Origin of the sequence: Pseudomonas sp. IT-P74, assembly GCF_949768175.1 — a bacterium.
Lineage (GTDB): Bacteria > Pseudomonadota > Gammaproteobacteria > Pseudomonadales > Pseudomonadaceae > Aquipseudomonas.
The window spans coordinates 65,778-87,765 of the sequence record NZ_CATKQD010000008.1 but is presented as its reverse complement, the minus strand read 5'-3'; the positions used below and the strand labels follow the sequence as shown (position 1 = coordinate 87,765).

Genomic DNA, 21,988 nt, shown 5'->3' with positions numbered 1-21,988 from the left:
CTTGAACATGGGTTTGTTAGTGGATGGCCGCTGGCAGGACAAGTGGTACGAAAGCAGCAAGGACGGCGCGTTCCAGCGTGAACAGGCGCAGCGTCGCAACTGGTTGACCGCTGACGGCAAGCCGGGGCCTACCGGCGTCGGCGGTTTTGCGGCCGAACCCAGGCGCTATCACCTGTACGTGTCCCTGGCCTGTCCGTGGGCCCATCGCACGCTGATCCTGCGCAAACTCAAAGGCCTCGAAAAGCTGATCGACGTCTCGGTGGTCAGCTGGTTGATGCTGGAAAACGGCTGGACCTTCGACCAGCACCTCGGCTCGACCGGCGACAAGCTCGATCACTTCGACTTCATGCACCAGCGCTACACCGCCGATACCGCCGACTACACCGGCCGCGTCACCGTACCGGTGCTGTGGGACAAACAACAGAATCGCATCGTCAACAATGAATCATCGGAAATCATCCGCATGTTCAATGGCGCCTTCGACGATCTGACCGGTAACGACCTGGACTTCTACCCGGCGCCGTTGCGCGGTGAGATCGATGCGTTGAACGAGCGGATTTATCCGGCGGTGAACAATGGCGTGTACCGCGCCGGCTTTGCCACCTCGCAACAGGCTTATGAACAAGCTTTCGATGAGGTATTTGCCGAACTGGACCGCCTGGAGCTGCGGCTGGGCGCCAACCGTTATCTGGCTGGCGAGTACCTGACCGAAGCGGACATCCGCCTGTTCACCACGCTGATTCGCTTCGATGCGGTGTACTACGGGCACTTCAAGTGCAACCTGCAGCGGATTGCCGATTATCCGAACCTGTCGAACTGGCTGCGGGAGATTTATCAGTGGCCGGGGATCGCCGAGACGGTGGACTTCACCCACATCAAAAACCACTACTACGCCAGCCACCGCACCATCAACCCGACGGGCGTGGTGCCAAAAGGGCCAGCCCAGGACTTCACCGCGGCCCATGATCGGGAGCGGTTGAGCGGCAAAGGGGTTTGGCGCAGGGGTTGAGATTTGTGCAGGTTTTGAAGGCCCCATCGCGAGCAAGCTCGCTCCTACAGTGGACTTGTGTCGTTTACACATCCCCTGTAGGAGCGAGCCTGCTCGCGATTGAGGTCGACGCGGTACTCAGACGTCTGATTGAGCCCCTTCGAACCACGCCAGTTTCTCGCGCAGTTGCACCACTTCACCGACGATCACCAAGGTCGGCGCATGCACTTCATGCTCCGCCACCAGGCGTGGCAGGTCCGCCAGGGTGCCGGTAAACACCCGCTGGTTGACCGTGGTGCCCTGCTGGATCAGTGCCGCCGGGGTATCGGCGGCGCGACCATGCTTGATCAACTGCTCGCAGATGATCGGCAAGCCCACCAGCCCCATGTAGAACACCAGGGTTTGCGCCGGGGCCACCAGATCGGCCCAGGGCAAATCGGTGGAACCGTCCTTCAGGTGGCCGGTGACAAAGCGCACCGACTGCGCATAATCGCGGTGAGTCAGCGGAATCCCGGCATAGGCCGCGCAACCACTGGCCGCCGTGATCCCCGGCACGACCTGGAACGGGATGCCCTGGGCCGCCAGTTCTTCGATCTCTTCACCGCCACGACCGAAGATGAACGGATCACCGCCCTTCAATCGCACCACACGCTTGCCTTGCTTGGCCAGGTCCACCAATTGCTGGTTGATCTGATCCTGCGGCACTGCATGATCAGCACGACGCTTGCCGACGTAAACCCGCTCGGCGTCGCGACGGCACAGTTCGAGAATCGCTGGCGCCACCAAGCGGTCGTACAGCACCACGTCAGCTTGCTGCATCAGACGCAGTGCCTTGAACGTCAGCAGGTCGGGGTCACCTGGCCCTGCGCCCACCAGATAGACCTCACCGGTAGCCACTGGCGCTTCGCCATCGATTTTCGCCTGGAGCAAGCGCTCGGCTTCACCGCCCTGCCCGGCCAGTTGCCGATCGGCAATCGGTCCCTGGAAAACATCTTCCCAGAACGCCCGACGCTGCTGCACATCCGGAAACAGGCCTTTGACCTGATGACGGAATCGCGCCGCCAGCCCGGCCAGGTGACCGTAGGTGGAAGGAATCCAGGTTTCGATCTTGGCGCGGATCAAACGCGCCAGCACCGGCGCATCGCCGCCGCTGGACACTGCAATGATCAACGGAGAACGGTCGACGATGGCCGGGAAGATCACGCTGCACAGGGCTGGCGCGTCCACCACATTGACCGGTACGCAACGCCGATGGGCATCGGCGGAGACTTGTGCGTTCAGCGTTTCGTCGTCGGTGGCGGCAATGATCAGCCCGCAACCGTCCAGATCCGCCTCGGCGTAGCCACGTAGCAGGCACTCGCCACCGCTGCCGGCAACCAGTTCGCGCAGTTGTGCTTCGATTTCAGGTGCAACCACCCGCAGCAGCGCACCGGCATCGGCCAGCAGGCGGGATTTGCGCAAGGCAATCTCCCCCCCGCCGACGACCAACACACGACTGCCGCGAAGGTTGTGAAACAGCGGCAGATAGTTCATTTAGCCGATAACCTCGAGGCCACCCATGTACGGTTTGAGGACTTCAGGCACGCGGATCGAACCGTCGGCCTGCTGATAGTTCTCCAATACCGCGACCAGGGTACGGCCGACTGCAAGACCGGAACCGTTCAGGGTGTGCACCAGTTCCGGCTTGCCGGTTTCCGGGTTGCGGAAACGCGCCTGCATGCGGCGGGCCTGGAAGTCGCCGCAGTTGGAGCACGACGAGATTTCGCGGTACTTGTCCTGGCTCGGGATCCACACTTCCAGGTCGTAAGTCTTGACCGCGCTGAAGCCCATGTCGCCGGTGCACAGTGCCAGGGTGCGGTAAGGCAGTTCCAGCAGTTGCAGGACTTTCTCGGCGTTGGCGGTCAGGCCTTCCAGCGCTTGCATCGACTGCGACGGCTCGACGATCTGCACCATCTCGACTTTGTCGAACTGGTGCTGGCGGATCATGCCGCGGGTGTCGCGGCCCGATGCGCCGGCTTCACTGCGAAAGCACGGTGTGTGAGCGACGAACTTGATCGGCAGCAGTTTCGAATCGACGATTTCACCAGCGACGATGTTGGTCAGCGACACTTCGGCGGTCGGGATCAGGTACAGGTCGGCTTCGCCTTCGCGCGCGATCTTGAACAGGTCTTCTTCGAACTTCGGCAACTGGCCGGTGCCTTGCAGCGCCGGGGCCTGGACCAGATAAGGCGTGTAGGCCTCTTCGTAGCCGTGCTCGGTGACGTGCAGGTTGATCATGAACTGCGCCAGGGCGCGGTGCAGACGGGCAATCGGGCCGCGCAGCAGGGCGAAACGGGCGCCGGACAGCTTGGCGGCGGTTTCGAAGTCCAGCCAGCCGAACTTCTCGCCCAGGGCGACGTGGTCCTGAACCGGGAAATCGAAGGCTGTCGGGGTGCCCCAGCGGCGCACTTCGACGTTGCCGTCTTCGTCTTCGCCGACCGGTACCGATTCGTGCGGCAGGTTGGGGATACCCAGCAGGATCGAGTCCAGATCGGTCTGGATCGCGTCCAGTTCGACTTTACCGGCGCTCAATTCGCCCGCCATGCGCTCGACGTCCGCCATCAGCGGCGCGATGTCTTCACCGCGCTGCTTGGCCTGACCGATGGATTTGGAGCGCGCATTACGTTCAGCCTGCAGTGCTTCGGTGCGGGTCTGGACGGTCTTGCGCTGTTCTTCCAGCGCTTCGATGCGCGCAACATCCAGGGTATAGCCACGGGATGCCAGGCGGTCCGCTACGTCCTGAAGGTTGCTACGTAACAGTTTGGAATCGAGCATGTCGGTTTCTCGTTTATCAAAGTTTGGTCAAGGACAGGCCGGCCCAGGTGGCAAGCAGCCCGCCGAATACGCTGAGCGCCGCATAGCCCAGGGCCAGCGGTACTTGCCCGCTTTCCAGCAGGCGCACCGTATCCAGTGAAAAGGATGAAAAAGTCGTCAGCCCCCCGAGGAAGCCGACCATCAACCCGGCACGCACCTCGATGGGCACCTCCGGGCGTATCAAAAACAGACCGTATAAAACGCCGATCAGCAAACAGCCCACGATATTAACGGCCAGCGTCGCGGTATAGAAGTGCCGTGGCCAATTCGCGTTGATCCAGTTGCCGGTGGCGAAGCGCAACAGAGTGCCGGCCATCCCGCCGACGGAAACCGCAACGATCAAGGGAAGCACTATTTTCTCCGCTGCCTTGGGCTTAAACGGTCGAGTTTCGCCAGGTGATTGAGCTTCTCTCCGATCTTCAACTCAAGGCCACGGGGCACGGGCTGATAGAACGGGATCGGGTCGAGTTCTTCCGGGAAATAGTCTTCGCCGGCAGCATAGGCGTCCGGCTCATCGTGGGCATAACGGTATTCATCGCCATAACCCAGCTGTTTCATAAGCTTGGTCGGCGCGTTGCGCAGGTGCAGCGGCACTTCCAGCGAGCCGTGTTCGGCGGCGGCGCGCAGTGCGGTCTTGAAGCCCATGTACACCGCGTTGCTCTTTGGCGCGCAGGCCAGATAGGTGATGGCCTGGGCCACCGCCAGCTCGCCTTCGGGGCTGCCCAGGCGTTCCTGCACTTCCCAGGCCGCCAGGCACAGGCTCAGGGCCCGGGGGTCGGCATTGCCGATGTCTTCGCTGGCCATGCGCACCACGCGCCGGGCCAGGTACAAGGGGTCGCAACCGCCGTCGATCATCCGCGCAAACCAGTACAGCGCACCATCGGGGTTGGAGCCGCGCACCGATTTATGCAGCGCGGAGATTTGGTCGTAGAACGCTTCACCGCCCTTGTCGAACCGCCGGCGGGTATCGCCAAGCAGGCTTTGCAGGAGCTCGGTGCCGATCTCGCTGTTGTCCTCGGCCAGGTCCGAGGCGTTTTCCAGCAGGTTGAGCAGGCGCCGGCCATCGCCATCGGCGGCCGACAGCAGCATCTGGAAGCCTTCGTCGCTGAGGGTCAGGTTTCGCTTGCCCAGGCCACGCTCCTCGGTCAGCGCACGGTGCACCAGTTTGCGCAGGGCCGCTTCGTCGAGGCTCTTGAGCACATAGACCCGCGCCCGGGAGAGCAAGGCGTTGTTGAGTTCGAACGAGGGGTTTTCCGTGGTCGCGCCGATGAAAATCAGCGTGCCGTCTTCGACATAGGGCAGAAACGCATCCTGCTGGGACTTGTTGAAGCGATGCACTTCGTCGACGAACAGGATGGTGCGGCGGCCGTACTGCGCGGCCTGCTGCTTGGCGATTTCCACCGATTGGCGGATCTCCTTGACCCCGGCCAGCACCGCCGAGACCGTTTCGAAGTGCGCGTCCGAGACTTCCGCGAGCAATCGCGCCAGGGTGGTTTTGCCGACCCCGGGCGGGCCCCAGAAAATCATCGAATGCAGGGCCCCCTGCTCCAGCGCTTCGCGCAAGGGCTTGCCGCGAGCGAGCACGTGCTCCTGACCGACGTACTCGTCCAGATTGGCCGCACGCAAGCGGGCGGCCAAAGGCTGGGCGATGGGGGTGCTGCGAAACAGGTCCATGGCTATCTCTGAAACCTCACTGGGTCTGACGCCGATTCTGTAGGAGCGAGCCTGCTCGCGATGGACGTCAACGATAACGCTGGCAGCCTGACACCCAGCGGTGTCCTGGAGTTCATCGCGAGCAGGCTCGCTCCTACAAGGTTCGGCGTTTTACTCTTGAATTACATCCGCACCCTTGGGGATATCGAACTTGAACTTCGACGCCGGGATCGGCTCGTTGGCCTTCACCCCGGTGAACAGGATATTGGTGCGCTGGCCGACGCTGTCGATCAATTGCATGTCGTTGAGCAGACCGTTGCGGAACGACAGACGCAGGTTGTCGAACAGAGTGTCCTTGGTTTTCGGCTTCAAGGTGAAGTCGATCACGCCACCGGCCTCTTTCGCGGTGATGTCGAAACTCTGGCTGATCTTCGACACGTCACCGGACAACAGCAGAGCCGGGGTCTGGGTCAGACGCTCGTCCAGCTTCTTGATCGTCGCCTGTTCCAGATCCGGATCCCACAGAGTGACTTTCTTGCCGTCGGATACCATGGTCTGCTCGGCCGGCGCATTAGTGTGCCAGTAGAACAGGCCCGGGCGCTGCAGCGTCATGTCGCCGCTGGTTTCCTGCAACTGGGTGCCGCTGCCGTCGAGGGTCAGCTGCGAAAAGTTGGCCGTCAGCGTCTTGGATTTTTCCAGCAGTTGGGTCAGGCGAGCCACGTCCTTGTCATCGGCGTTAGCCTGGAGCGTGGTCAAGGCCAGTACCGGCAGCAACAGCATGCGGATCAGACGCATGGGAGTCCTCATAACATTCGTGGGAGTGCGGGCGGCGCCAAAGGCACCACCCTTTTCATACTCGGGTCAGTCGCGCACCGGGCCCGGGGCCAGGACTTCACGCGAACCGTTGGTGTTCATGGACGTCACGACCCCGGCCATTTCCATGGCTTCGATCATGCGCGCGGCACGGTTGTAGCCGATCTTCAGCTTGCGCTGAACCGCGGAAATGGAGGCGCGACGGCTTTCCAGCACGAACTGCACGGCTTCGTCGTACAGCGCATCGGCCTCGGGATCGTCTCCGTCGCCGCCACCGCTGCTGCCTTCAAAGCCGCTGCCCGCCTCTTCGACGCCATTGAGAATGTCGTCGTTGTATTCCGGCGCGCCCCGCAGCTTCCAGGCTTCCACCACGCGGTGAACCTCATCGTCGGACACGAAAGCACCGTGAACACGAATCGGCAGGCTGGTGCCCGGCGGCATGTAGAGCATGTCACCGTGACCCAGCAGTTGTTCGGCGCCGCCCTGGTCGATGATGGTCCGGGAGTCGATCTTGCTCGATACCTGGAACGCCATGCGGGTCGGGATGTTGGCTTTGATCAGACCGGTGATCACATCCACCGACGGACGCTGGGTTGCCAGGATCAAGTGGATACCGGCCGCACGCGCCTTTTGCGCGATACGGGCGATCAGTTCTTCAACCTTCTTGCCCACGATCATCATCATGTCGGCGAATTCGTCGACTACGACCACGATGGTCGGCAACTTGCTCAGCAGCGGCGCTTCGTCGTGGATGCTTTCGCGCTTGTACAGCGGATCGCTCAACGGCTCGCCGGCGTCCTGGGCTTCCTTGACCTTGGCGTTGAAGCCCGACAGGTTTCGCACACCCATCTTGGCCATCAGCTTGTAGCGTCGCTCCATCTCGGCAACGCTCCAGCGCAGGGCGTTGGCGGCGTCCTTCATGTCGGTGACCACCGGGCACAGCAGGTGCGGAATGCCTTCGTAGATCGACAGTTCGAGCATTTTCGGGTCGATCATGATCAGCTTGGCGTCTTCCGGGCCGGACTTGAACAGGATCGACAGGATCATCGCGTTCACACCCACCGACTTACCGGAACCGGTGGTACCGGCCACCAGCAAATGTGGCATTTTCGCCAGGTCGGTGATGACCGGCTTGCCACCGATGTCGTGGCCCAGGGCCAGGGTGACCGGCGACTTGAAGTTGTCGTACTCGGGGGTCGACAACACCTCGGAGAAGCGCACGATCTGCCGGTCTTCGTTGGGAATCTCGATACCAACCGTGGTCTTGCCCGGAATAACTTCCACCACGCGCACGCTGGTCACGGCCAGGGAGCGCGCAAGGTCTTTGGCCAGGTTGGAAATACGGCTGACCTTGACCCCGGCCGCCGGCTGGATTTCGTAACGGGTGATCACCGGGCCCGGGTGAATCGAATCCACTGTGACTTCGACGCCGAATTCCTTGAGCTTGATTTCCAGCAAGTGGCCAACCGCAGCCAGGGATTCGGGCGAGTAATTGAGCTGTTTCTTTTCCGCCGGGTCGAGAATCGAGATCGGCGGCAAGGTGCCTTCCACGGCGCTGTCGACGAACAGTGGCGCCTGCTTCTCTTTTTCGACGCGCTTGCTCGGTGCGGCGGGCTTTGGCGGCGCGGGCGCAATCACCGGCGGCACCTGCTTCTCACGCTCGGACATGTGCTTGCTCAGGGCTTGCTCACGCTCGATCAGGCGCTCCTTGACCTTGGCCTGCTCGCGCTTGTCGGTGACGGTCGGCGCGACCACTTCATCCATACGGTCGTCGACTTCACGCAACTGGGCGACCAGCTGTTTGCGCTCGGTACGGGCTGCCCACCAGCGATTGGCGGCGCCCTGGAACAGTTCGAACAGGTCGAGGGTGATCTTGCCAGTGATGTCCATCACTTTGAACCACGACAGGTCGGTAAACACGGTCAGGCCGAACAGGAACAAGGCAATGAACAACAGCGTGCTGCCCTGGATATTCAGGGCGTTCCTGGCCAGTTCGCCGAGGCTTTCCCCCAGCGCACCGCCCGCACCGGCCGGCAGACCGGTCGCGGCATGAAAATGGATATGGGCCAGGGCGGCGCCCGACAGCACCAGGAACACCAGGCCGATCAGGCGCCAGGAGAACAACCAGCCGCTCCATTGCCACGGTTCGTGGCGCTGGCGGAAGATCTGGTACGCCTTGACGGCCAGCAGCAACGGGAAGATGTAGGCGAAGTAACCCAGCACCATGAACAGGATATCGGCGCTGTAGGAGCCCGCTGGTCCGCCGAAGTTCTGCACGTCGTCGATCTTGCTGTTATGACTCCAGCCCGGATCATCCTTGCCATAGGTCAACAAGGCCATCATCAGGAACAGGCACAAGGCACCGATGGCGATCAGCGCACCTTCCTTGAGTCGGTAGTGCAAGTGCTGGCGCCAGAGTGGTACGACGGCTGGTTTAGGTGCTGCGGTGGATTTCTTCAAAACGCTTCTTTTCCTGCGCCTATGGCGCGTCCATCTGATGAATGTCTATAAAAACTGCAAAAAAACTGCCCAATCCAGGCAGGTAAAAAAGTTAACACGCGTTACCGGGACTACTTTTAACACTGCGCCCCGGTTTTTATAAACATGGCGCGCACTGAATATAGGTAACACGCAGGGCATTGTACGGGTTTGTACGCACGACGCCATGCTTGAGATCCTTGGGTGTAGCATAGTCAAAAGCATATGACATGCTGTTCAATTTGAGCATGCATTCTCTTTTGTGACAAAGGCTTATGAGGTGTTTTTATGAGCGAAGCGAAGCATTCACGCCTGATTATCCTGGGCTCCGGCCCCGCTGGTTACAGCGCGGCCGTTTATGCCGCCCGTGCCAACCTCAAGCCCGTTGTCATTACCGGCATCCAGGCAGGCGGCCAACTCACCACCACCGTTGAAGTGGATAACTGGCCAGGGGACGTTGAAGGCCTGACCGGACCGGTGCTGATGGATCGCATGCAAAAACACGCCGAGCGCTTTGCCACCGAGATCGTTTACGACCACATCCATACCGCCAAGTTGCAACAACGGCCGTTCGAGCTGATCGGCGATGGCGGCATCTACACCTGCGACGCACTGATCATTGCCACCGGTGCCTCCGCGCAATACCTGGGCCTGCCGTCGGAAGAAGCGTTTGCCGGCAAAGGGGTGTCGGCATGCGCGACCTGCGATGGATTTTTCTATCGCAATCAGGTGGTTGCGGTAGTCGGCGGCGGCAACACAGCGGTCGAAGAAGCCTTGTACCTGTCGAACATCGCCAAGGAAGTGCACCTGATTCACCGCCGCGACAAGCTGCGCTCGGAGAAGATCCTCCAGGACAAACTCTTCGAAAAAGCCGCCAATGGCAATATCCGCCTGCACTGGAACCAGAACCTGGACGAAGTGCTCGGCTATGCCAGCGGCGTGACCGGCGCCCGCCTGCGGGACAACCACACCGGCGAAACGAAGGAACTGCCACTGGCCGGGGTGTTTATCGCCATCGGCCATAAGCCCAACACCGACCTGTTCGCGGGCCAACTGGAAATGCGCGACGGGTATCTGCTGGTCAAGGGTGGCAGCGAAGGCAATGCCACCGCTACGGCGATTGCCGGGGTGTTTGCCGCCGGCGACGTGGCCGACCACGTTTATCGCCAGGCCGTTACGTCTGCCGGGGCTGGTTGCATGGCGGCGCTGGACGCTGAAAAATACCTCGACGACATTCCTGCCGTTTAAAGGCAAACTTTATGGCGGGCCAAAACCCGCCACTGCCCTCCCCTTCTGCAAGCCCGGATGCCATGCTGACTTGGTTACAACGCAACACCTTGCATTTCCCACCGCTGGAAAAGGCCATGCGCGACCCCAACGGGCTTCTGGCTGCCGGGGGCGACCTGTCCGCCGATCGGCTGATCTCGGCTTATCGCCACGGCTGCTTCCCCTGGTTTTCCGAAGGCCAGCCGATCCTCTGGTGGTCGCCGGACCCACGCACGGTTCTGTTTCCCGACGAATTGCACGTCTCGCGCAGCCTGAACAAACTGCTGCGTCAGCAACGCTATCAAGTGACCTTTGACCAGGACTTCGCCGCCGTCATCCGTGCCTGTGCAGCCCCTCGGGAATATGCTGACGGCACCTGGATCACCGAGGCCATGCAGGACGCTTACATCGAACTGCACAGGCGCGGGCATGCGCACTCGGTGGAAGTGTGGGACGGGGACGAACTGGTCGGTGGGTTATATGGCCTGGCAATGGGCCAACTGTTTTTCGGCGAGTCCATGTTCAGCCTTGCCGACAACGCCTCGAAATTCGGCTTTGCCACACTGGTCCGGCATCTGAAAGACTCGGGGTTCGTGTTGATCGACTGCCAGATGCCCACCGACCACCTGCACAGTCTGGGCGCCCGGGCGATTGCGCGCCGCGAGTTTGCCAATTACCTTGCGCAGCATCTGGACCAGCCCAGCAGCGCCAATTGGGTTTGCTGAGCGACATTTGCGCGCGTGGCTTACACTTATTCAAAAGCATTATCCCGAGGGTTGATCATGACCGAGTTGGCGCGTTTGAAGTTCTATGCCACTCAGCCGCACTCTTGCAGTTATCTGCCCGAGGAGCAGGCCACAACCCTGTTCCTCGACCCTAGTCAGCCCATGGATGTGCATGTCTACGCAGACCTGTCGGAGATGGGGTTTCGTCGCAGTGGCGACCATCTCTACCGGCCGCATTGCCAGAATTGCAATGCCTGCGTTCCGGCGCGCATTCCCGTGGGGCAGTTCACGCCCAACCGGCAGCAGAAACGCATCTTCAAGCGCAACACGGATTTGCAGGTGCGTCCGGCCAGGCCCGGCTTCAACGAAGAGTACTTCGACCTTTACCAGCGCTATATCGAACAGCGTCACGCCGATGGCGACATGTACCCGCCGAGTCGCGACCAGTTTTCGACATTCCTGGTGCGGGACCTGCCGTTTTCAAGATTTTATGAGTTTCGCCTGAACGGCCGGCTGCTGGCCGTCGCCGTGACCGATTTACTGCCGAACGGTCTTTCGGCGGTCTACACCTTCTACGAACCGGCTGAAGAGCGCCGCAGCCTTGGGCGCTATGCGATTCTCTGGCAAATCGCCGAGGCCAGGCGGCTGGGACTGGAGGCGGTCTACCTCGGCTACTGGATCAAAAACTGCAAAAAGATGAACTACAAGACTCAATATCGCCCTATTGAGTTGCTGATTAATCAGCGCTGGGTGGTTCTAAACTAGAGCAGGCCCTAAACCCCTTGGCTTAAACCCCACTTTTCGGGCACAATGCACGCCGCTTTTGCCTGGCGCAGTTGCACCGGGCCATTCATTGGACACCGAGGGCTTTACTGCATGTCGAAAGAAGACAGCTTCGAAATGGAAGGCACTGTCGTCGACACCCTGCCCAACACCATGTTTCGTGTGGAGTTGGAAAATGGGCACGTCGTAACCGCGCACATCTCCGGCAAGATGCGCAAGAACTACATCCGTATTCTTACCGGCGACAAAGTGCGCGTAGAGCTGACTCCCTATGACTTGAGCAAAGGGCGCATCACTTACCGCGCCCGCTAAGGTAGGAGCGAGCTTGCTCGCGAAAAACCTGAGGGCACCGCGTCAAGTCAGAGTCCCCGCATCATCATTGACGAACATCGCGAGCAAGCTCGCTCCTACAGAGATAGAGTCCACTCGCTATGCAAGTCAATACAAGACGCCCGGCTCATGCCGGGCGTTTTTGTTTATCTGCGATTTGAAGCTCACCGCAACTTCAATGTGGGAGCGAGCCTGCTCGCGAAAGCGGTGGGTCAGCCAATGAAGCAGCGACTACCAGATCCAATCGCGAGCAGGCTCGCTCCCACAGGGGCTCGACGCATTTCTTCAAGACAACAAAAAGGCGCCTCCCGGCGCCTTTTTGTTTTGCTTCTGAACGTCAGGCCATCTCGGCCGTGGTCTCGAACTCGAAGGTCAGTTCGCCGTCCTTGATGTCGATGTGTACCACACCGCCATGCTCGGCCAGTTCGCCAAAGAGAATCTCCTCCGCCAGCGGACGCTTGATCTTGTCCTGGATCAGGCGAGCCATTGGACGAGCACCCATCGCCGCATCGTAGCCACCTTCGGCCAGCCAGTTGCGGGCTGCATCGGTGACCTCCAGCAACACACGCTTGTCTTCCAGCTGCGCCTGAAGCTCGGTAAGGAACTTGTCCACCACGCTCTTGATGACCTCATGACTGAGGCGACCAAACTGGATGATGGTGTCCAGACGGTTGCGGAACTCCGGCGTGAAGCTCTTCTTGATCACTTCCATCGCATCGGACGAGTGATCCTGATAGGTGAAACCGATCGAAGCGCGGGCTGCGGTCTCGGCGCCGGCGTTGGTCGTCATGATGACGATCACGTTACGGAAATCCGCCTTGCGCCCGTTGTTATCGGTCAACGTACCATGGTCCATCACCTGCAGCAGCAGGTTGAAGACTTCCGGATGCGCCTTCTCGATCTCATCGAGCAACAGCACGCAGTGTGGCTGCTTGGTGATGGCTTCGGTCAGCAGACCGCCCTGATCGAACCCGACATAACCTGGAGGCGCACCGATCAGACGCGATACAGTGTGGCGCTCCATGTACTCGGACATGTCGAAACGAATCAGCTCGACACCCAACGCCTTGGCCAGCTGACGCGCCGCTTCGGTTTTACCGACACCGGTAGGCCCTGCGAACAGGAACGAACCGACAGGCTTGTCAGGGGACTTGAGGCCGGCACGGGACAGCTTGATCGCGGTTGCCAGCGAGTCGATCGCGGCATCCTGACCAAACACGGTCAACTTCAGGTCACGCTCGAGGTTACGCAGCAGTTCCTTGTCGGAACTGGTGACGTGTTTTGGCGGAATCCGCGCAATTTTCGCAACGATGTCCTCGACTTGCGGCACTTCGATGCGCTTCACACGCTTCTCGACCGGTTGCAGGCGCTGGTAGGCACCCGCCTCGTCGATGACGTCGATGGCCTTGTCCGGCATGTGTCGATCATTGATGTAACGCGAAGCCAGTTCGGCAGCCGCGCGCAGGGCTTCATCGCTGTATTCGATATTGTGATGGCTTTCGAAACGCCCCTTCAGACCGCGCAGAATGCCAATGGTGTCTTCCACCGAAGGCTCCGACACATCGACCTTCTGGAAGCGCCGGGCCAAGGCACGGTCCTTCTCGAAGATGCCGCGGAACTCCTGGAACGTTGTGGAGCCGATGCAACGGATATCACCGGACGACAGCAACGGCTTGAGCAGGTTCGAGGCATCCATGACGCCACCGGACGCGGCACCCGCACCAATGATGGTGTGGATCTCGTCGATGAACAGGATCGCCTGCGGACGTTTTTTCAGCTCATTGAGCAACGCCTTGAAGCGCTTCTCGAAATCGCCACGGTATTTGGTACCGGCCAGCAAGGCACCCAGGTCGAGGGAGTAAACCACGCTGTTGGCCAGCAGGTCCGGCACCTGGTTGTCGACAATGCGCTTGGCCAGGCCTTCGGCAATCGCGGTTTTACCCACGCCCGCCTCGCCTACCAGCAGCGGATTGTTTTTGCGACGACGCGCCAGGATCTGCGCGACGCGCTCGACCTCCAGCTCACGACCCACCAGCGGATCAATGCGACCCTGGCGCGCGAGTTCGTTGAGGTTACTGGCATAAGCATCCAGAGGATTGCCTGAGGAAGAAGACTCACCGCCCTCGTCGTCCTGCATATCTTGCTCACCTTCAGAGTGATCGCCATGCCCCGGCACCTTGGAAATGCCATGGGCGATGTAGTTGACGACATCTATACGGGCAACGCTCTGCTGTTTCAGCAGGAACACCGCCTGACTCTCTTGCTCACTGAAGATCGCGACCAGCACGTTGGCACCAGTCACTTCGCGCTTGCCCGAGCTCTGTACGTGAAACACAGCACGTTGCAGTACACGCTGGAAGCCCAGGGTTGGCTGGGTTTCGCGATCCTCGTCATGAACAGGGATCAATGGCGTGGTGGAGTCGATGAACTCCTGCAGGTCATGCTTGAGTTTGTCGAGGTTTGCGCCGCACGCACGCAGAACGGTGGCGGCAGCCTCATTGTCCAATAGGGCCAGCAGGAGGTGTTCGACGGTCATGAACTCATGACGCTTCGAACGAGCTTCCTTGAAGGCAAGATTGAGGGTGACTTCGAGCTCGCGGTTTAACATAGCTTCACCTCATACCCAAGTGGTCGGCGATTAACCGTCCTTCTCGATTTCACAGAGTAGCGGATGCTGGCTTTCCCTGGCGTACTGGTTGACCTGCATGGCCTTGGTCTCGGCGATGTCACGGGTAAACACTCCACATACTGCCCGCCCTTCTGTGTGGACGGCCAGCATGACCTTGGTCGCCAGCTCGCGATTCAGGTTAAAAAACACCTCGAGCACTTCGACGACGAAATCCATCGGTGTGTAGTCATCGTTGAACAAAACCACCTTGTACATCGGCGGCGCCTGTAGTGCAGGCTTTGCCTCCTGAACAGCAATACCTGCGGAATCGTCGTCGTGTAAATCAGGGCGATCCTGATTGAATGTTAGTCGAATCTGGCTGATTGCATGCATGGAAAGAAAGGTTCGTCAGTTGTTCAAATACAGTGGTGGGGGCGGCTATCAGCGTTTTCAACTCCGACTGCCGAGTCAGCTTGACTATCGGCAAAAGGGTGTTACAACCAATAGAGCCCACAGTGGGTAAAAAAGGTCCGCGGAGTCAATCTTATTTACAGATTCGACTGCGGATGTACTGGATGATACTCCAGTGATGGAGTCTGTTGCAGAGGGAGTTGGGTATGGCTGTCGGCAAGGTGAAGTGGTTCAACAATGCCAAGGGTTACGGATTCATCAACGAGGAAGGCAAGACAGAAGATCTGTTTGCCCATTACTCAGCCATTAAAATGGATGGTTATAAAACCCTGAAAGCCGGGCAAGCTGTCGTATTCGATATCATCCAGGGCCCCAAAGGCCTGCACGCGGTCAACATCGGCAACCCGGTAGATACCTCGAAAGCCACGACACCCACAACTGAAGAGACCGTTGAGGTTTAACACCGCAGCGTCAACCAGTCATAAAAAAACCGCCTGATTCAAGCTCTTGAACCAGGCGGTTTTTGTGTGCCTGCGTTTTCTTACATGTGCGAGATCAGCGCATCACCGAAGCCGGACGACGACACCAGCTTGGCACCTTCCATCAGGCGCTCGAAGTCATAGGTCACGGTCTTGGCGGAAATCGCGCCGTTGGTGCCCTTGATGATCAGGTCGGCCGCTTCGGTCCAGCCCATGTGGCGCAGCATCATTTCAGCGGACAGGATCAGCGAACCCGGGTTGACCTGGTCCTTGCCGGCGTACTTCGGTGCCGTACCGTGGGTGGCTTCGAACATGGCCACGGTGTCGGACAGGTTGGCACCCGGCGCGATACCGATACCGCCCACTTCCGCCGCCAGGGCGTCGGAGAGGTAGTCGCCGTTCAGGTTCAGGGTCGCGATCACATCGTACTCGGCCGGGCGCAGCAGGATCTGCTGAAGCATGGCGTCAGCGATGGCGTCCTTGACGATGACGTTCTTGCCGGTTTTCGGGTTCTTGAACTGCATCCACGGACCGCCGTCGAGCAGGGTCGCGCCGAACTCTTCGGCCGCCACTTCATAGGCCCATTCCTTGAAGGCACCTTCGGTGAACTTCATGATGTTGCCTTTGTGCACGATGGTCAGCGAATCGCGATCGTTGTCGACCACATATTGCAGGGCCTTGCGTGCCAGACGCTTGGTGCCTTGCAGGGACACCGGCTTGACGCCGATACCGCAGTTCTCGTCGAAACGGATCTTGGTAACGCCCATTTCTTCTTTCAGGAACTTGATGACCTTGGTGGCTTCCGGCGTACCGGCCTTCCACTCGATGCCAGCGTAGATGTCTTCGGAGTTCTCGCGGAAGATGGTCATGTCGACATCGCCTGGCTTCTTGACCGGGCTCGGCACGCCTTCGAACCAGCGCACCGGGCGCAGGCAGACGTACAGGTCGAGTTGCTGACGCAGGGCCACGTTCAGGGAACGGATGCCGCCACCGACCGGGGTGGTCAGCGGGCCCTTGATGGAGACCACGTAATCCTTGACCGCGTCCAGGGTTTCCTGAGGCAGCCAGGTGTCCTGATCGTAAACCTGAGTCGCTTTCTCCCCGGCGTACACTTCCATCCAGGAAATCTTGCGCTCGCCGCCGTAAGCCTTCTTAACAGCAGCATCGACAACCTTGATCATGACCGGGCTGATGTCGACGCCAATGCCGTCGCCTTCGATGAAGGGGATGATCGGGTTATTAGGAACATTGAGAGAATGGTCTGCATTGACGGTGATTTTGTCGCCGACGGCTGGAACCTGAATCTTCTTGTAACCCATGCTGAACTCCATTGATTGGATTGAACATCTGGCTTGGTTCGAGCGTAACCCAGTTGAATCGGCGCGCAAACCCTATGTTCCATCGATCTGGCGCAAAGCCTTGCAACTCGCGCGCTACAAGCCTGAAAGCAAAGGGAAAAACGCCAAACTCAAGCACGACGAATGACTCTACGCCCTGGTCGCCCCTGCGACCTTTAGACCAATGGACGACATTCGTTGCATATGAACCATCGGCAGATTGCCAGCTACCTATGTATAATGCCGCCCGCTGACCACAGGGTCACGACGGAGGAAGTGCTCTACGATGAGACTTTCCGCCCGGCAAGCCGGCCTGTTATCGCAGTCCGGCTACTTGACGCCCTACTGATGCACCCAACATCACAGCAACGAAACCTCGATATTCGGCTCATGGATGACTTTGAAACGAACGCGCTTACCCGGCGCCCTCGAGTTTCTGCGCACGCTTTAGCAAAGAAGAGAGAGTTAATCCGAATATGCCCACCCGCTCGAAGATCATCTATACCTTCACCGACGAAGCTCCTGCCCTCGCCACCTATTCACTGTTGCCTATCGTAGAGGCGTTCACCGCCTCGGCTGATATCGCCGTTGAAACCCGCGATATCTCTCTTGCAGGGCGCATCCTGGCCAGCTTCCCCGAGCAACTGGGTGACAAAGCCGTAGCCGACCACCTCGCCGAACTGGGCGCCCTGGCCGTTACGCCTGAAGCCAACATCATCAAATTGCCGAACATCAGCGCCTCGGTTCCGCAACTGCAAGCCGCAATCAAAGAGCTGCAAGCTCAAGGCTTTGCACTGCCGGACTACCCTGAGACCGTCACCAGCGACGCCGACAAAGAAGCCAAGGCGCGTTACGACAAGATCAAGGGCAGCGCCGTGAACCCGGTCCTGCGTGAAGGCAACTCCGACCGTCGCGCGCCGCTGTCGGTCAAGAACTACGCACGCAAGCACCCGCACAAAATGGGCGCCTGGGCCAAAGACTCCAAGTCCCACATCGCACACATGAGCACCGGCGATTTCTACGGCAGCGAAAAAGCCGCCCTGATCGACGCCGCTGACGCCGTGAAAATCGAACTGATCGCTCAAGACGGCACCGCCACCGTCCTGAAAGAAAAGACCAGCGTACAAGCCGGCGAGATCCTCGATTGCGCGGTATTGAGCAAAAACGCCCTGCGCAGCTTCATCGCAGCCGAAATTGAAGACGCCAAGGCACAAGGCGTGCTGCTGTCGGTTCACTTGAAAGCCACCATGATGAAGGTCTCCGACCCGATCATGTTCGGCCAGATCGTTGCCGAGTTCTATAAAGACGCACTGGCCAGGCACGCTGACGTGCTGGCACAGATCGGCTTCAACCTGAACAACGGCATCGGCGACCTGTACGCTCGCATCAAGGCCTTGCCTGCCGAGCAGCAAGCGGCCATCGAAGCTGACATCCAGGCGGTCTACGCCGTTCGTCCTTCCCTGGCGATGGTCAACTCCGACAAAGGCATCACCAACCTGCACGTGCCGAGCGACGTCATCGTCGACGCCTCGATGCCGGCGATGATCCGTGACTCCGGCAAGATGTGGGGCACCGACGGCCAGCTGCACGACACCAAGGCCGTGATCCCGGATCGCTGCTACGCCACCATCTACCAGGCTGTGATCGAAGATTGCAAAGCCAACGGTGCGTTCGATCCAACCACCATGGGCAGCGTGCCGAACGTGGGCCTGATGGCGAAGAAAGCCGAAGAGTACGGCTCCCACGACAAGACCTTCCAGATCAAGGCTGACGGCGTTGTTCGCGTCACCGACAGCAAGGGCAACCTGCTGATGGAACAGGCTGTCGAGGCCGGCGACATCTTCCGCATGTGCCAGACCAAAGACGCGCCGATCCAGGACTGGGTCAAACTGGCCGTCAACCGTGCTCGCGCAAGCGCGACCCCGGCGATCTTCTGGCTGGACCCGATGCGCGCCCACGACGGCGTGGTGATCGAGAAAGTTCAGGCTTACCTGAAGGATCACGACACTGCCGGCCTGGACATCCAGATCATGGCGCCGGTCGACGCGATGAAGTACACCCTGCAGCGCACCCGCGCAGGCAAAGACACCATCTCGGTGACCGGCAACGTACTGCGCGACTACCTGACCGACCTGTTCCCGATCATGGAACTGGGCACCAGCGCCAAGATGCTGTCGATCGTGCCGCTGATGAACGGCGGTGGCCTGTTTGAAACCGGCGCCGGCGGTTCGGCTCCGAAGCACGTTCAGCAACTGCTGGAAGAAAACTTCCTGCGTTGGGACTCGCTGGGTGAATTCCTGGCCCTGGCTGCGTCCCTGGAACACCTGGGCGTGACCTACAACAACCCCAAGGCGCTGGTTCTGGCCAAGACCCTGGACCAGGCCACCGGCCAGTTCCTGGACAACAACAAGTCGCCATCGCGCAAAGTCGGCAACATCGACAACCGCGGCAGCCACTTCTACCTGGCGCTGTACTGGGCTCAAGCCCTGGCTGCCCAGACCGAAGACGCTGCACTGCAAGCGCAGTTCGCGACCCTGGCCAAGACCCTGACCGAGAACGAGGCGACCATCGTTGCCGAACTCAATGCCGTTCAGGGCAAGCCAGTCGACATCGGCGGTTACTACCACGCCGATGCCGAGCTGATCAGCAAGGCCATGCGCCCAAGCGCAACCTTCAACGCGGCGGTAGCTGCGCTGGTGTAAGGTTGTAAGGGAACATCACAAACCCCGGCCCTGTGCCGGGGTTTGTGTTTTCAGAATTCACACAAACCCATTGTAGGAGTGAGCCTGCTCGCGATAGCGTCATGTCAGCCAATATTGATGTCACTGACATACCGCCATCGCGAGCAGGCTCACTCCTACATTGAACTGTGTTTCAACTTTGGAATTTGAGGACATCTCATGGACTGGAAACCCCACATCACCGTCGCCACCATCGTCGAAGACAACGGCCGCTTCCTGATGGTCGAAGAACTCAAGCACGGGCGCGCAGTGCTCAATCAACCCGCCGGCCACCTGGACCCGAACGAAACCCTCACGGAAGCCGCCGTGCGCGAAACACTGGAGGAAACCGGCTGGGACGTCGAACCCACCGGCGTACTGGGCATTTACCTCTACACCGCCCCGAGCAACGGCGTGACCTACCAGCGGGTCTGCTTCATCGCAAAACCACTGAAACACCACCCGGATTATCAACTGGACGACGGCATCGTCGGCGCCAAGTGGTTGACCCGCGAGGAATTAATCGAGCAGCGCGACAACTGGCGCAGTGAACTGATCATCCGCTGCATCGACGACTATCTGGCAGGTCAACGCTTCGGCCTCGAATTGATCCGTCCTTCTCTTTAGCCATGCAGGCTCCAGCCTGTTAGAATCGCGTCCTTTTTCAAGACACTCATTGAATCCCTATGCGTGATCCAGCCCCTTCTGACACACAAAAGAAGCGCGTCATTGTCGGCATGTCCGGCGGCGTGGACTCTTCCGTTTCCGCCCTCCTGCTGATCGAGCAGGGTTATGAGGTGGAAGGCCTGTTCATGAAGAACTGGGAAGAAGACGATGGAACGGAATACTGCACCGCCATGGATGACCTGGCGGACGCCCAGGCCGTGTGCGACAAGATTGGCATCAAGCTGCACACCGCCAACTTCGCCGCCGAGTACTGGGACAACGTGTTCGAGCATTTCCTGGCCGAATATAAGGCCGGTCGCACGCCGAACCCGGACATCCTGTGCAACCGCGAAATCAAGTTCAAGGCGTTCCTCGACTACGCCATGATGCTGGGTGCCGACCTGATCGCCACCGGCCACTACGTGCGTCGCCGCGACATCGATGGCCGCACCGAACTGCTCAAGGGCCTGGACCCGAACAAGGACCAGAGCTACTTTCTGCACGCCGTCGGCGGTGAACAGATCGCCAAGACTCTGTTCCCGGTCGGCGAGCTGGAAAAACCGCAAGTGCGCGCCATTGCCGAGAAATACGAATTGGCGACCGCGAAGAAAAAGGACTCCACCGGAATCTGCTTTATCGGCGAACGCCGCTTCAGCGACTTCCTCAAGCAGTACCTGCCGGCGCAACCGGGCGAGATCAAGACCACCGAAGGTGAAATCATCGGCCGCCACCACGGCCTGATGTACCACACCATCGGCCAGCGCCAGGGCCTGGGTATCGGCGGACTGAAAGATGCCAGCGACGAGCCGTGGTACGTGCTGATCAAGGACCTGGAACACAACGAGCTGATCGTTGGCCAGGGCAATGATCACCCGTGGCTGTTCTCCCGTGCCCTGCTCGCTTCCGATATCTACTGGGTCAACCCGATCGACCTGAGCCAGCCACGCAAGCTGACCGCCAAGGTTCGTTATCGCCAGAGCGACCAGCCGTGCACCCTGGAAAAAACCGCCACCGGTTATCGCGCGACCTTCGATGACCCGCAACGCGCGGTCACTCCAGGCCAGTCCGTGGTGTTCTACGACGGTGAAATCTGCCTCGGCGGCGGCGTGATTGAAGTCGCCGAGCCGTGGACGAGCAAGGGCCAGGCCCAATGAACCCGATTCAGGAGCAACTGACGGCACTGGGTGGCGTGTTTCTCGCCGCGGTGCTGGTGGACAGGATCGCCAAGACCGGCCAGACCAACGAAGCCGGGCTGACCTGCATGCTCGGCAGCCTGCTGATTCGCGACCCCAAGGACACACTGGAAGTCTATGGCGGCGACGACATCAACCTGCGTGAAGGCTATCGCGCCCTGATCGGCGCCCTCGAACGCGACCCGAGCGCCCTGCAGCGCGAGCCGCTGCGCTACGCCCTGGCCATGCTCGGCCTTGAGCGTCAGCTGGCCAAGCGCAACGACATGCTCGACGTGATCGGCAAACGCCTGCCGCAGATTCAGTCCCAGGTGGAACACTTCGGCCCGGCCCACGAAAACGTGGTCGCCGCCTGCGGCGCGCTGTACCAGGACACCCTGAGCACCCTGCGCCAACGCATCCAGGTGCACGGTGACATGCGCAACCTGCAACAACCGAGCAACGCCTCGAAAATTCGCGCCCTGCTGCTGGCCGGCATTCGTTCGGCGCGCCTGTGGCGGCAATTGGGCGGTCATCGCTGGCAGCTGGTGATCAGCCGTCGCAAATTGCTCAAAGAGCTTTACCCCTTGATGCGTAACGAATAACCCGCATCGACAGAACAGAACTCAGCAATACGCGTAATACGCCGGTCAGTTGGCGACGGACCGGCGGATTTTTTCATGTATGATACGCGCCCCATTTCGTTGCC

General features: G+C 59.9%; 20 protein-coding genes. 11 read left to right on the top strand and 9 right to left on the bottom strand.

Going from position 1 to position 21,988, the window contains the following annotated elements:
- Positions 1-7 precede the first annotated feature (7 nt).
- On the top strand, positions 8-1,009 hold the full coding sequence (locus ACM6J5_RS07450; protein WP_414928096.1) for a glutathione S-transferase family protein: 1,002 nt from the start codon (positions 8-10) through the stop codon (positions 1,007-1,009).
- 117 nt (positions 1,010-1,126) lie between these two features.
- Here ACM6J5_RS07450 and cysG read toward each other — a convergent pair whose 3' ends face one another.
- From cysG to ACM6J5_RS07420, 6 genes are all read right to left on the bottom strand, one after another.
- Positions 1,127-2,521 (bottom strand): siroheme synthase CysG, encoded by a 1,395-nt coding sequence (gene cysG, locus ACM6J5_RS07445; protein WP_414928095.1) that lies wholly within the window; start codon positions 2,519-2,521, stop codon positions 1,127-1,129.
- The gene (serS, locus tag ACM6J5_RS07440) at positions 2,522-3,802 is read right to left on the bottom strand and encodes a serine--tRNA ligase (protein WP_095943731.1); all 1,281 of its coding nucleotides are present in this window, start codon (positions 3,800-3,802) and stop codon (positions 2,522-2,524) included.
- A gap of 16 nt (positions 3,803-3,818) precedes the next feature.
- Positions 3,819-4,193 (bottom strand): fluoride efflux transporter CrcB, encoded by a 375-nt coding sequence (gene crcB, locus ACM6J5_RS07435; RefSeq protein WP_008049383.1) that lies wholly within the window; start codon positions 4,191-4,193, stop codon positions 3,819-3,821.
- Positions 4,193-5,515 (bottom strand): replication-associated recombination protein A, encoded by a 1,323-nt coding sequence (locus ACM6J5_RS07430; RefSeq protein ID WP_095943730.1) that lies wholly within the window; start codon positions 5,513-5,515, stop codon positions 4,193-4,195. The genes crcB and ACM6J5_RS07430 overlap by 1 nt, the downstream gene beginning before the upstream one ends.
- A 150-nt stretch (positions 5,516-5,665) precedes the next feature.
- Complete coding sequence (gene lolA, locus ACM6J5_RS07425; protein ID WP_095943729.1) at positions 5,666-6,289, bottom strand: outer membrane lipoprotein chaperone LolA; 624 nt, start codon at positions 6,287-6,289, stop codon at positions 5,666-5,668.
- 66 nt (positions 6,290-6,355) lie between these two features.
- Positions 6,356-8,767 carry a DNA translocase FtsK gene (locus ACM6J5_RS07420; protein ID WP_095943728.1) on the bottom strand — a complete coding sequence of 804 codons (2,412 nt, stop codon included), beginning with the start codon at positions 8,765-8,767 and terminating at the stop codon, positions 6,356-6,358.
- A 306-nt stretch (positions 8,768-9,073) separates the two neighbouring features.
- Between ACM6J5_RS07420 and trxB the strand changes: the two genes are divergently transcribed.
- The 4 genes from trxB (at position 9,074) to infA (ending at position 11,871) form a co-directional block, all read left to right on the top strand.
- On the top strand, positions 9,074-10,033 hold the full coding sequence (gene trxB / locus ACM6J5_RS07415; RefSeq protein ID WP_414928094.1) for a thioredoxin-disulfide reductase: 960 nt from the start codon (positions 9,074-9,076) through the stop codon (positions 10,031-10,033).
- Between the two features lie 62 nt (positions 10,034-10,095).
- A complete protein-coding gene (gene aat / locus ACM6J5_RS07410) occupies positions 10,096-10,776 on the top strand; it encodes a leucyl/phenylalanyl-tRNA--protein transferase (RefSeq protein WP_414928093.1) in 681 nt (226 codons plus the stop codon).
- A 57-nt stretch (positions 10,777-10,833) separates the two neighbouring features.
- Positions 10,834-11,541 carry an arginyltransferase gene (locus tag ACM6J5_RS07405; protein WP_095943726.1) on the top strand — a complete coding sequence of 236 codons (708 nt, stop codon included), beginning with the start codon at positions 10,834-10,836 and terminating at the stop codon, positions 11,539-11,541.
- A gap of 111 nt (positions 11,542-11,652) precedes the next feature.
- Positions 11,653-11,871: a translation initiation factor IF-1 gene (infA, locus tag ACM6J5_RS07400; protein WP_002553999.1), complete on the top strand. Its 219-nt coding sequence runs from the start codon at positions 11,653-11,655 to the stop codon at positions 11,869-11,871.
- Positions 11,872-12,226: 355 nt separating this feature from the next.
- Here the strand turns inward: infA and clpA are convergent, their stop codons facing one another.
- Both clpA and clpS read right to left on the bottom strand, forming a co-directional pair.
- The gene (gene clpA / locus ACM6J5_RS07395) at positions 12,227-14,497 is read right to left on the bottom strand and encodes an ATP-dependent Clp protease ATP-binding subunit ClpA (RefSeq protein WP_056723817.1); all 2,271 of its coding nucleotides are present in this window, start codon (positions 14,495-14,497) and stop codon (positions 12,227-12,229) included.
- Positions 14,498-14,527: 30 nt separating this feature from the next.
- Positions 14,528-14,890, bottom strand: a complete 363-nt coding sequence (gene clpS / locus ACM6J5_RS07390) for an ATP-dependent Clp protease adapter ClpS (RefSeq protein WP_015094394.1) — start codon at positions 14,888-14,890, stop codon at positions 14,528-14,530.
- Positions 14,891-15,114: 224 nt separating this feature from the next.
- On the opposite strand from clpS, the gene cspD reads away from it, so the two are divergent.
- Entirely contained in the window at positions 15,115-15,369 is a 255-nt protein-coding gene (gene cspD / locus ACM6J5_RS07385) for a cold shock domain-containing protein CspD (RefSeq protein WP_095943725.1), read from the top strand.
- An 80-nt stretch (positions 15,370-15,449) separates the two neighbouring features.
- On the opposite strand, the gene icd is transcribed toward cspD, so the two are convergent.
- Positions 15,450-16,706, bottom strand: coding sequence for an NADP-dependent isocitrate dehydrogenase (gene icd, locus ACM6J5_RS07380; protein ID WP_007972065.1), 1,257 nt, complete (start codon positions 16,704-16,706; stop codon positions 15,450-15,452).
- Here icd and ACM6J5_RS07375 point away from each other — a divergent pair.
- From ACM6J5_RS07375 to hflD, 5 genes are all read left to right on the top strand, one after another.
- Complete coding sequence (locus ACM6J5_RS07375) at positions 16,705-16,872, top strand: hypothetical protein (RefSeq protein WP_172435343.1); 168 nt, start codon at positions 16,705-16,707, stop codon at positions 16,870-16,872. The genes icd and ACM6J5_RS07375 overlap by 2 nt on opposite strands.
- A gap of 328 nt (positions 16,873-17,200) precedes the next feature.
- The gene (locus ACM6J5_RS07370) at positions 17,201-19,426 is read left to right on the top strand and encodes an NADP-dependent isocitrate dehydrogenase (RefSeq protein WP_095943724.1); all 2,226 of its coding nucleotides are present in this window, start codon (positions 17,201-17,203) and stop codon (positions 19,424-19,426) included.
- A gap of 198 nt (positions 19,427-19,624) precedes the next feature.
- Positions 19,625-20,071, top strand: coding sequence for an NUDIX hydrolase (locus ACM6J5_RS07365; RefSeq protein WP_095943723.1), 447 nt, complete (start codon positions 19,625-19,627; stop codon positions 20,069-20,071).
- A 59-nt stretch (positions 20,072-20,130) separates the two neighbouring features.
- Entirely contained in the window at positions 20,131-21,264 is a 1,134-nt protein-coding gene (gene mnmA, locus ACM6J5_RS07360; RefSeq protein ID WP_150735177.1) for a tRNA 2-thiouridine(34) synthase MnmA, read from the top strand.
- Positions 21,261-21,884: a high frequency lysogenization protein HflD gene (gene hflD, locus ACM6J5_RS07355; protein ID WP_008053455.1), complete on the top strand. Its 624-nt coding sequence runs from the start codon at positions 21,261-21,263 to the stop codon at positions 21,882-21,884. Before mnmA ends, hflD begins: the two co-directional genes overlap by 4 nt.
- Positions 21,885-21,988: the final 104 nt, after the last annotated feature.

Bases quoted from the DNA above. Each gene is read 5' to 3' on its own strand.
- ACM6J5_RS07375 (WP_172435343.1), top strand. From the start codon at position 16,705: ATGCTGAACTCCATTGATTGGATTGAACATCTGGCTTGGTTCGAGCGT.
- ACM6J5_RS07365 (WP_095943723.1), top strand. From the start codon at position 19,625: ATGGACTGGAAACCCCACATCACCGTCGCCACCATCGTCGAAGACAAC.
- icd (WP_007972065.1), bottom strand. From the start codon at position 16,706: ATGGGTTACAAGAAGATTCAGGTTCCAGCCGTCGGCGACAAAATCACC.
- ACM6J5_RS07370 (WP_095943724.1), top strand. From the start codon at position 17,201: ATGCCCACCCGCTCGAAGATCATCTATACCTTCACCGACGAAGCTCCT.
- trxB (WP_414928094.1), top strand. From the start codon at position 9,074: ATGAGCGAAGCGAAGCATTCACGCCTGATTATCCTGGGCTCCGGCCCC.
- infA (WP_002553999.1), top strand. From the start codon at position 11,653: ATGTCGAAAGAAGACAGCTTCGAAATGGAAGGCACTGTCGTCGACACC.
- aat (WP_414928093.1), top strand. From the start codon at position 10,096: ATGCTGACTTGGTTACAACGCAACACCTTGCATTTCCCACCGCTGGAA.
- clpS (WP_015094394.1), bottom strand. From the start codon at position 14,890: ATGCATGCAATCAGCCAGATTCGACTAACATTCAATCAGGATCGCCCT.
- cysG (WP_414928095.1), bottom strand. From the start codon at position 2,521: ATGAACTATCTGCCGCTGTTTCACAACCTTCGCGGCAGTCGTGTGTTG.
- lolA (WP_095943729.1), bottom strand. From the start codon at position 6,289: ATGCGTCTGATCCGCATGCTGTTGCTGCCGGTACTGGCCTTGACCACG.
- serS (WP_095943731.1), bottom strand. From the start codon at position 3,802: ATGCTCGATTCCAAACTGTTACGTAGCAACCTTCAGGACGTAGCGGAC.
- clpA (WP_056723817.1), bottom strand. From the start codon at position 14,497: ATGTTAAACCGCGAGCTCGAAGTCACCCTCAATCTTGCCTTCAAGGAA.
- hflD (WP_008053455.1), top strand. From the start codon at position 21,261: ATGAACCCGATTCAGGAGCAACTGACGGCACTGGGTGGCGTGTTTCTC.
- ACM6J5_RS07450 (WP_414928096.1), top strand. From the start codon at position 8: ATGGGTTTGTTAGTGGATGGCCGCTGGCAGGACAAGTGGTACGAAAGC.
- cspD (WP_095943725.1), top strand. From the start codon at position 15,115: ATGGCTGTCGGCAAGGTGAAGTGGTTCAACAATGCCAAGGGTTACGGA.
- mnmA (WP_150735177.1), top strand. From the start codon at position 20,131: ATGCGTGATCCAGCCCCTTCTGACACACAAAAGAAGCGCGTCATTGTC.
- ACM6J5_RS07430 (WP_095943730.1), bottom strand. From the start codon at position 5,515: ATGGACCTGTTTCGCAGCACCCCCATCGCCCAGCCTTTGGCCGCCCGC.
- ACM6J5_RS07405 (WP_095943726.1), top strand. From the start codon at position 10,834: ATGACCGAGTTGGCGCGTTTGAAGTTCTATGCCACTCAGCCGCACTCT.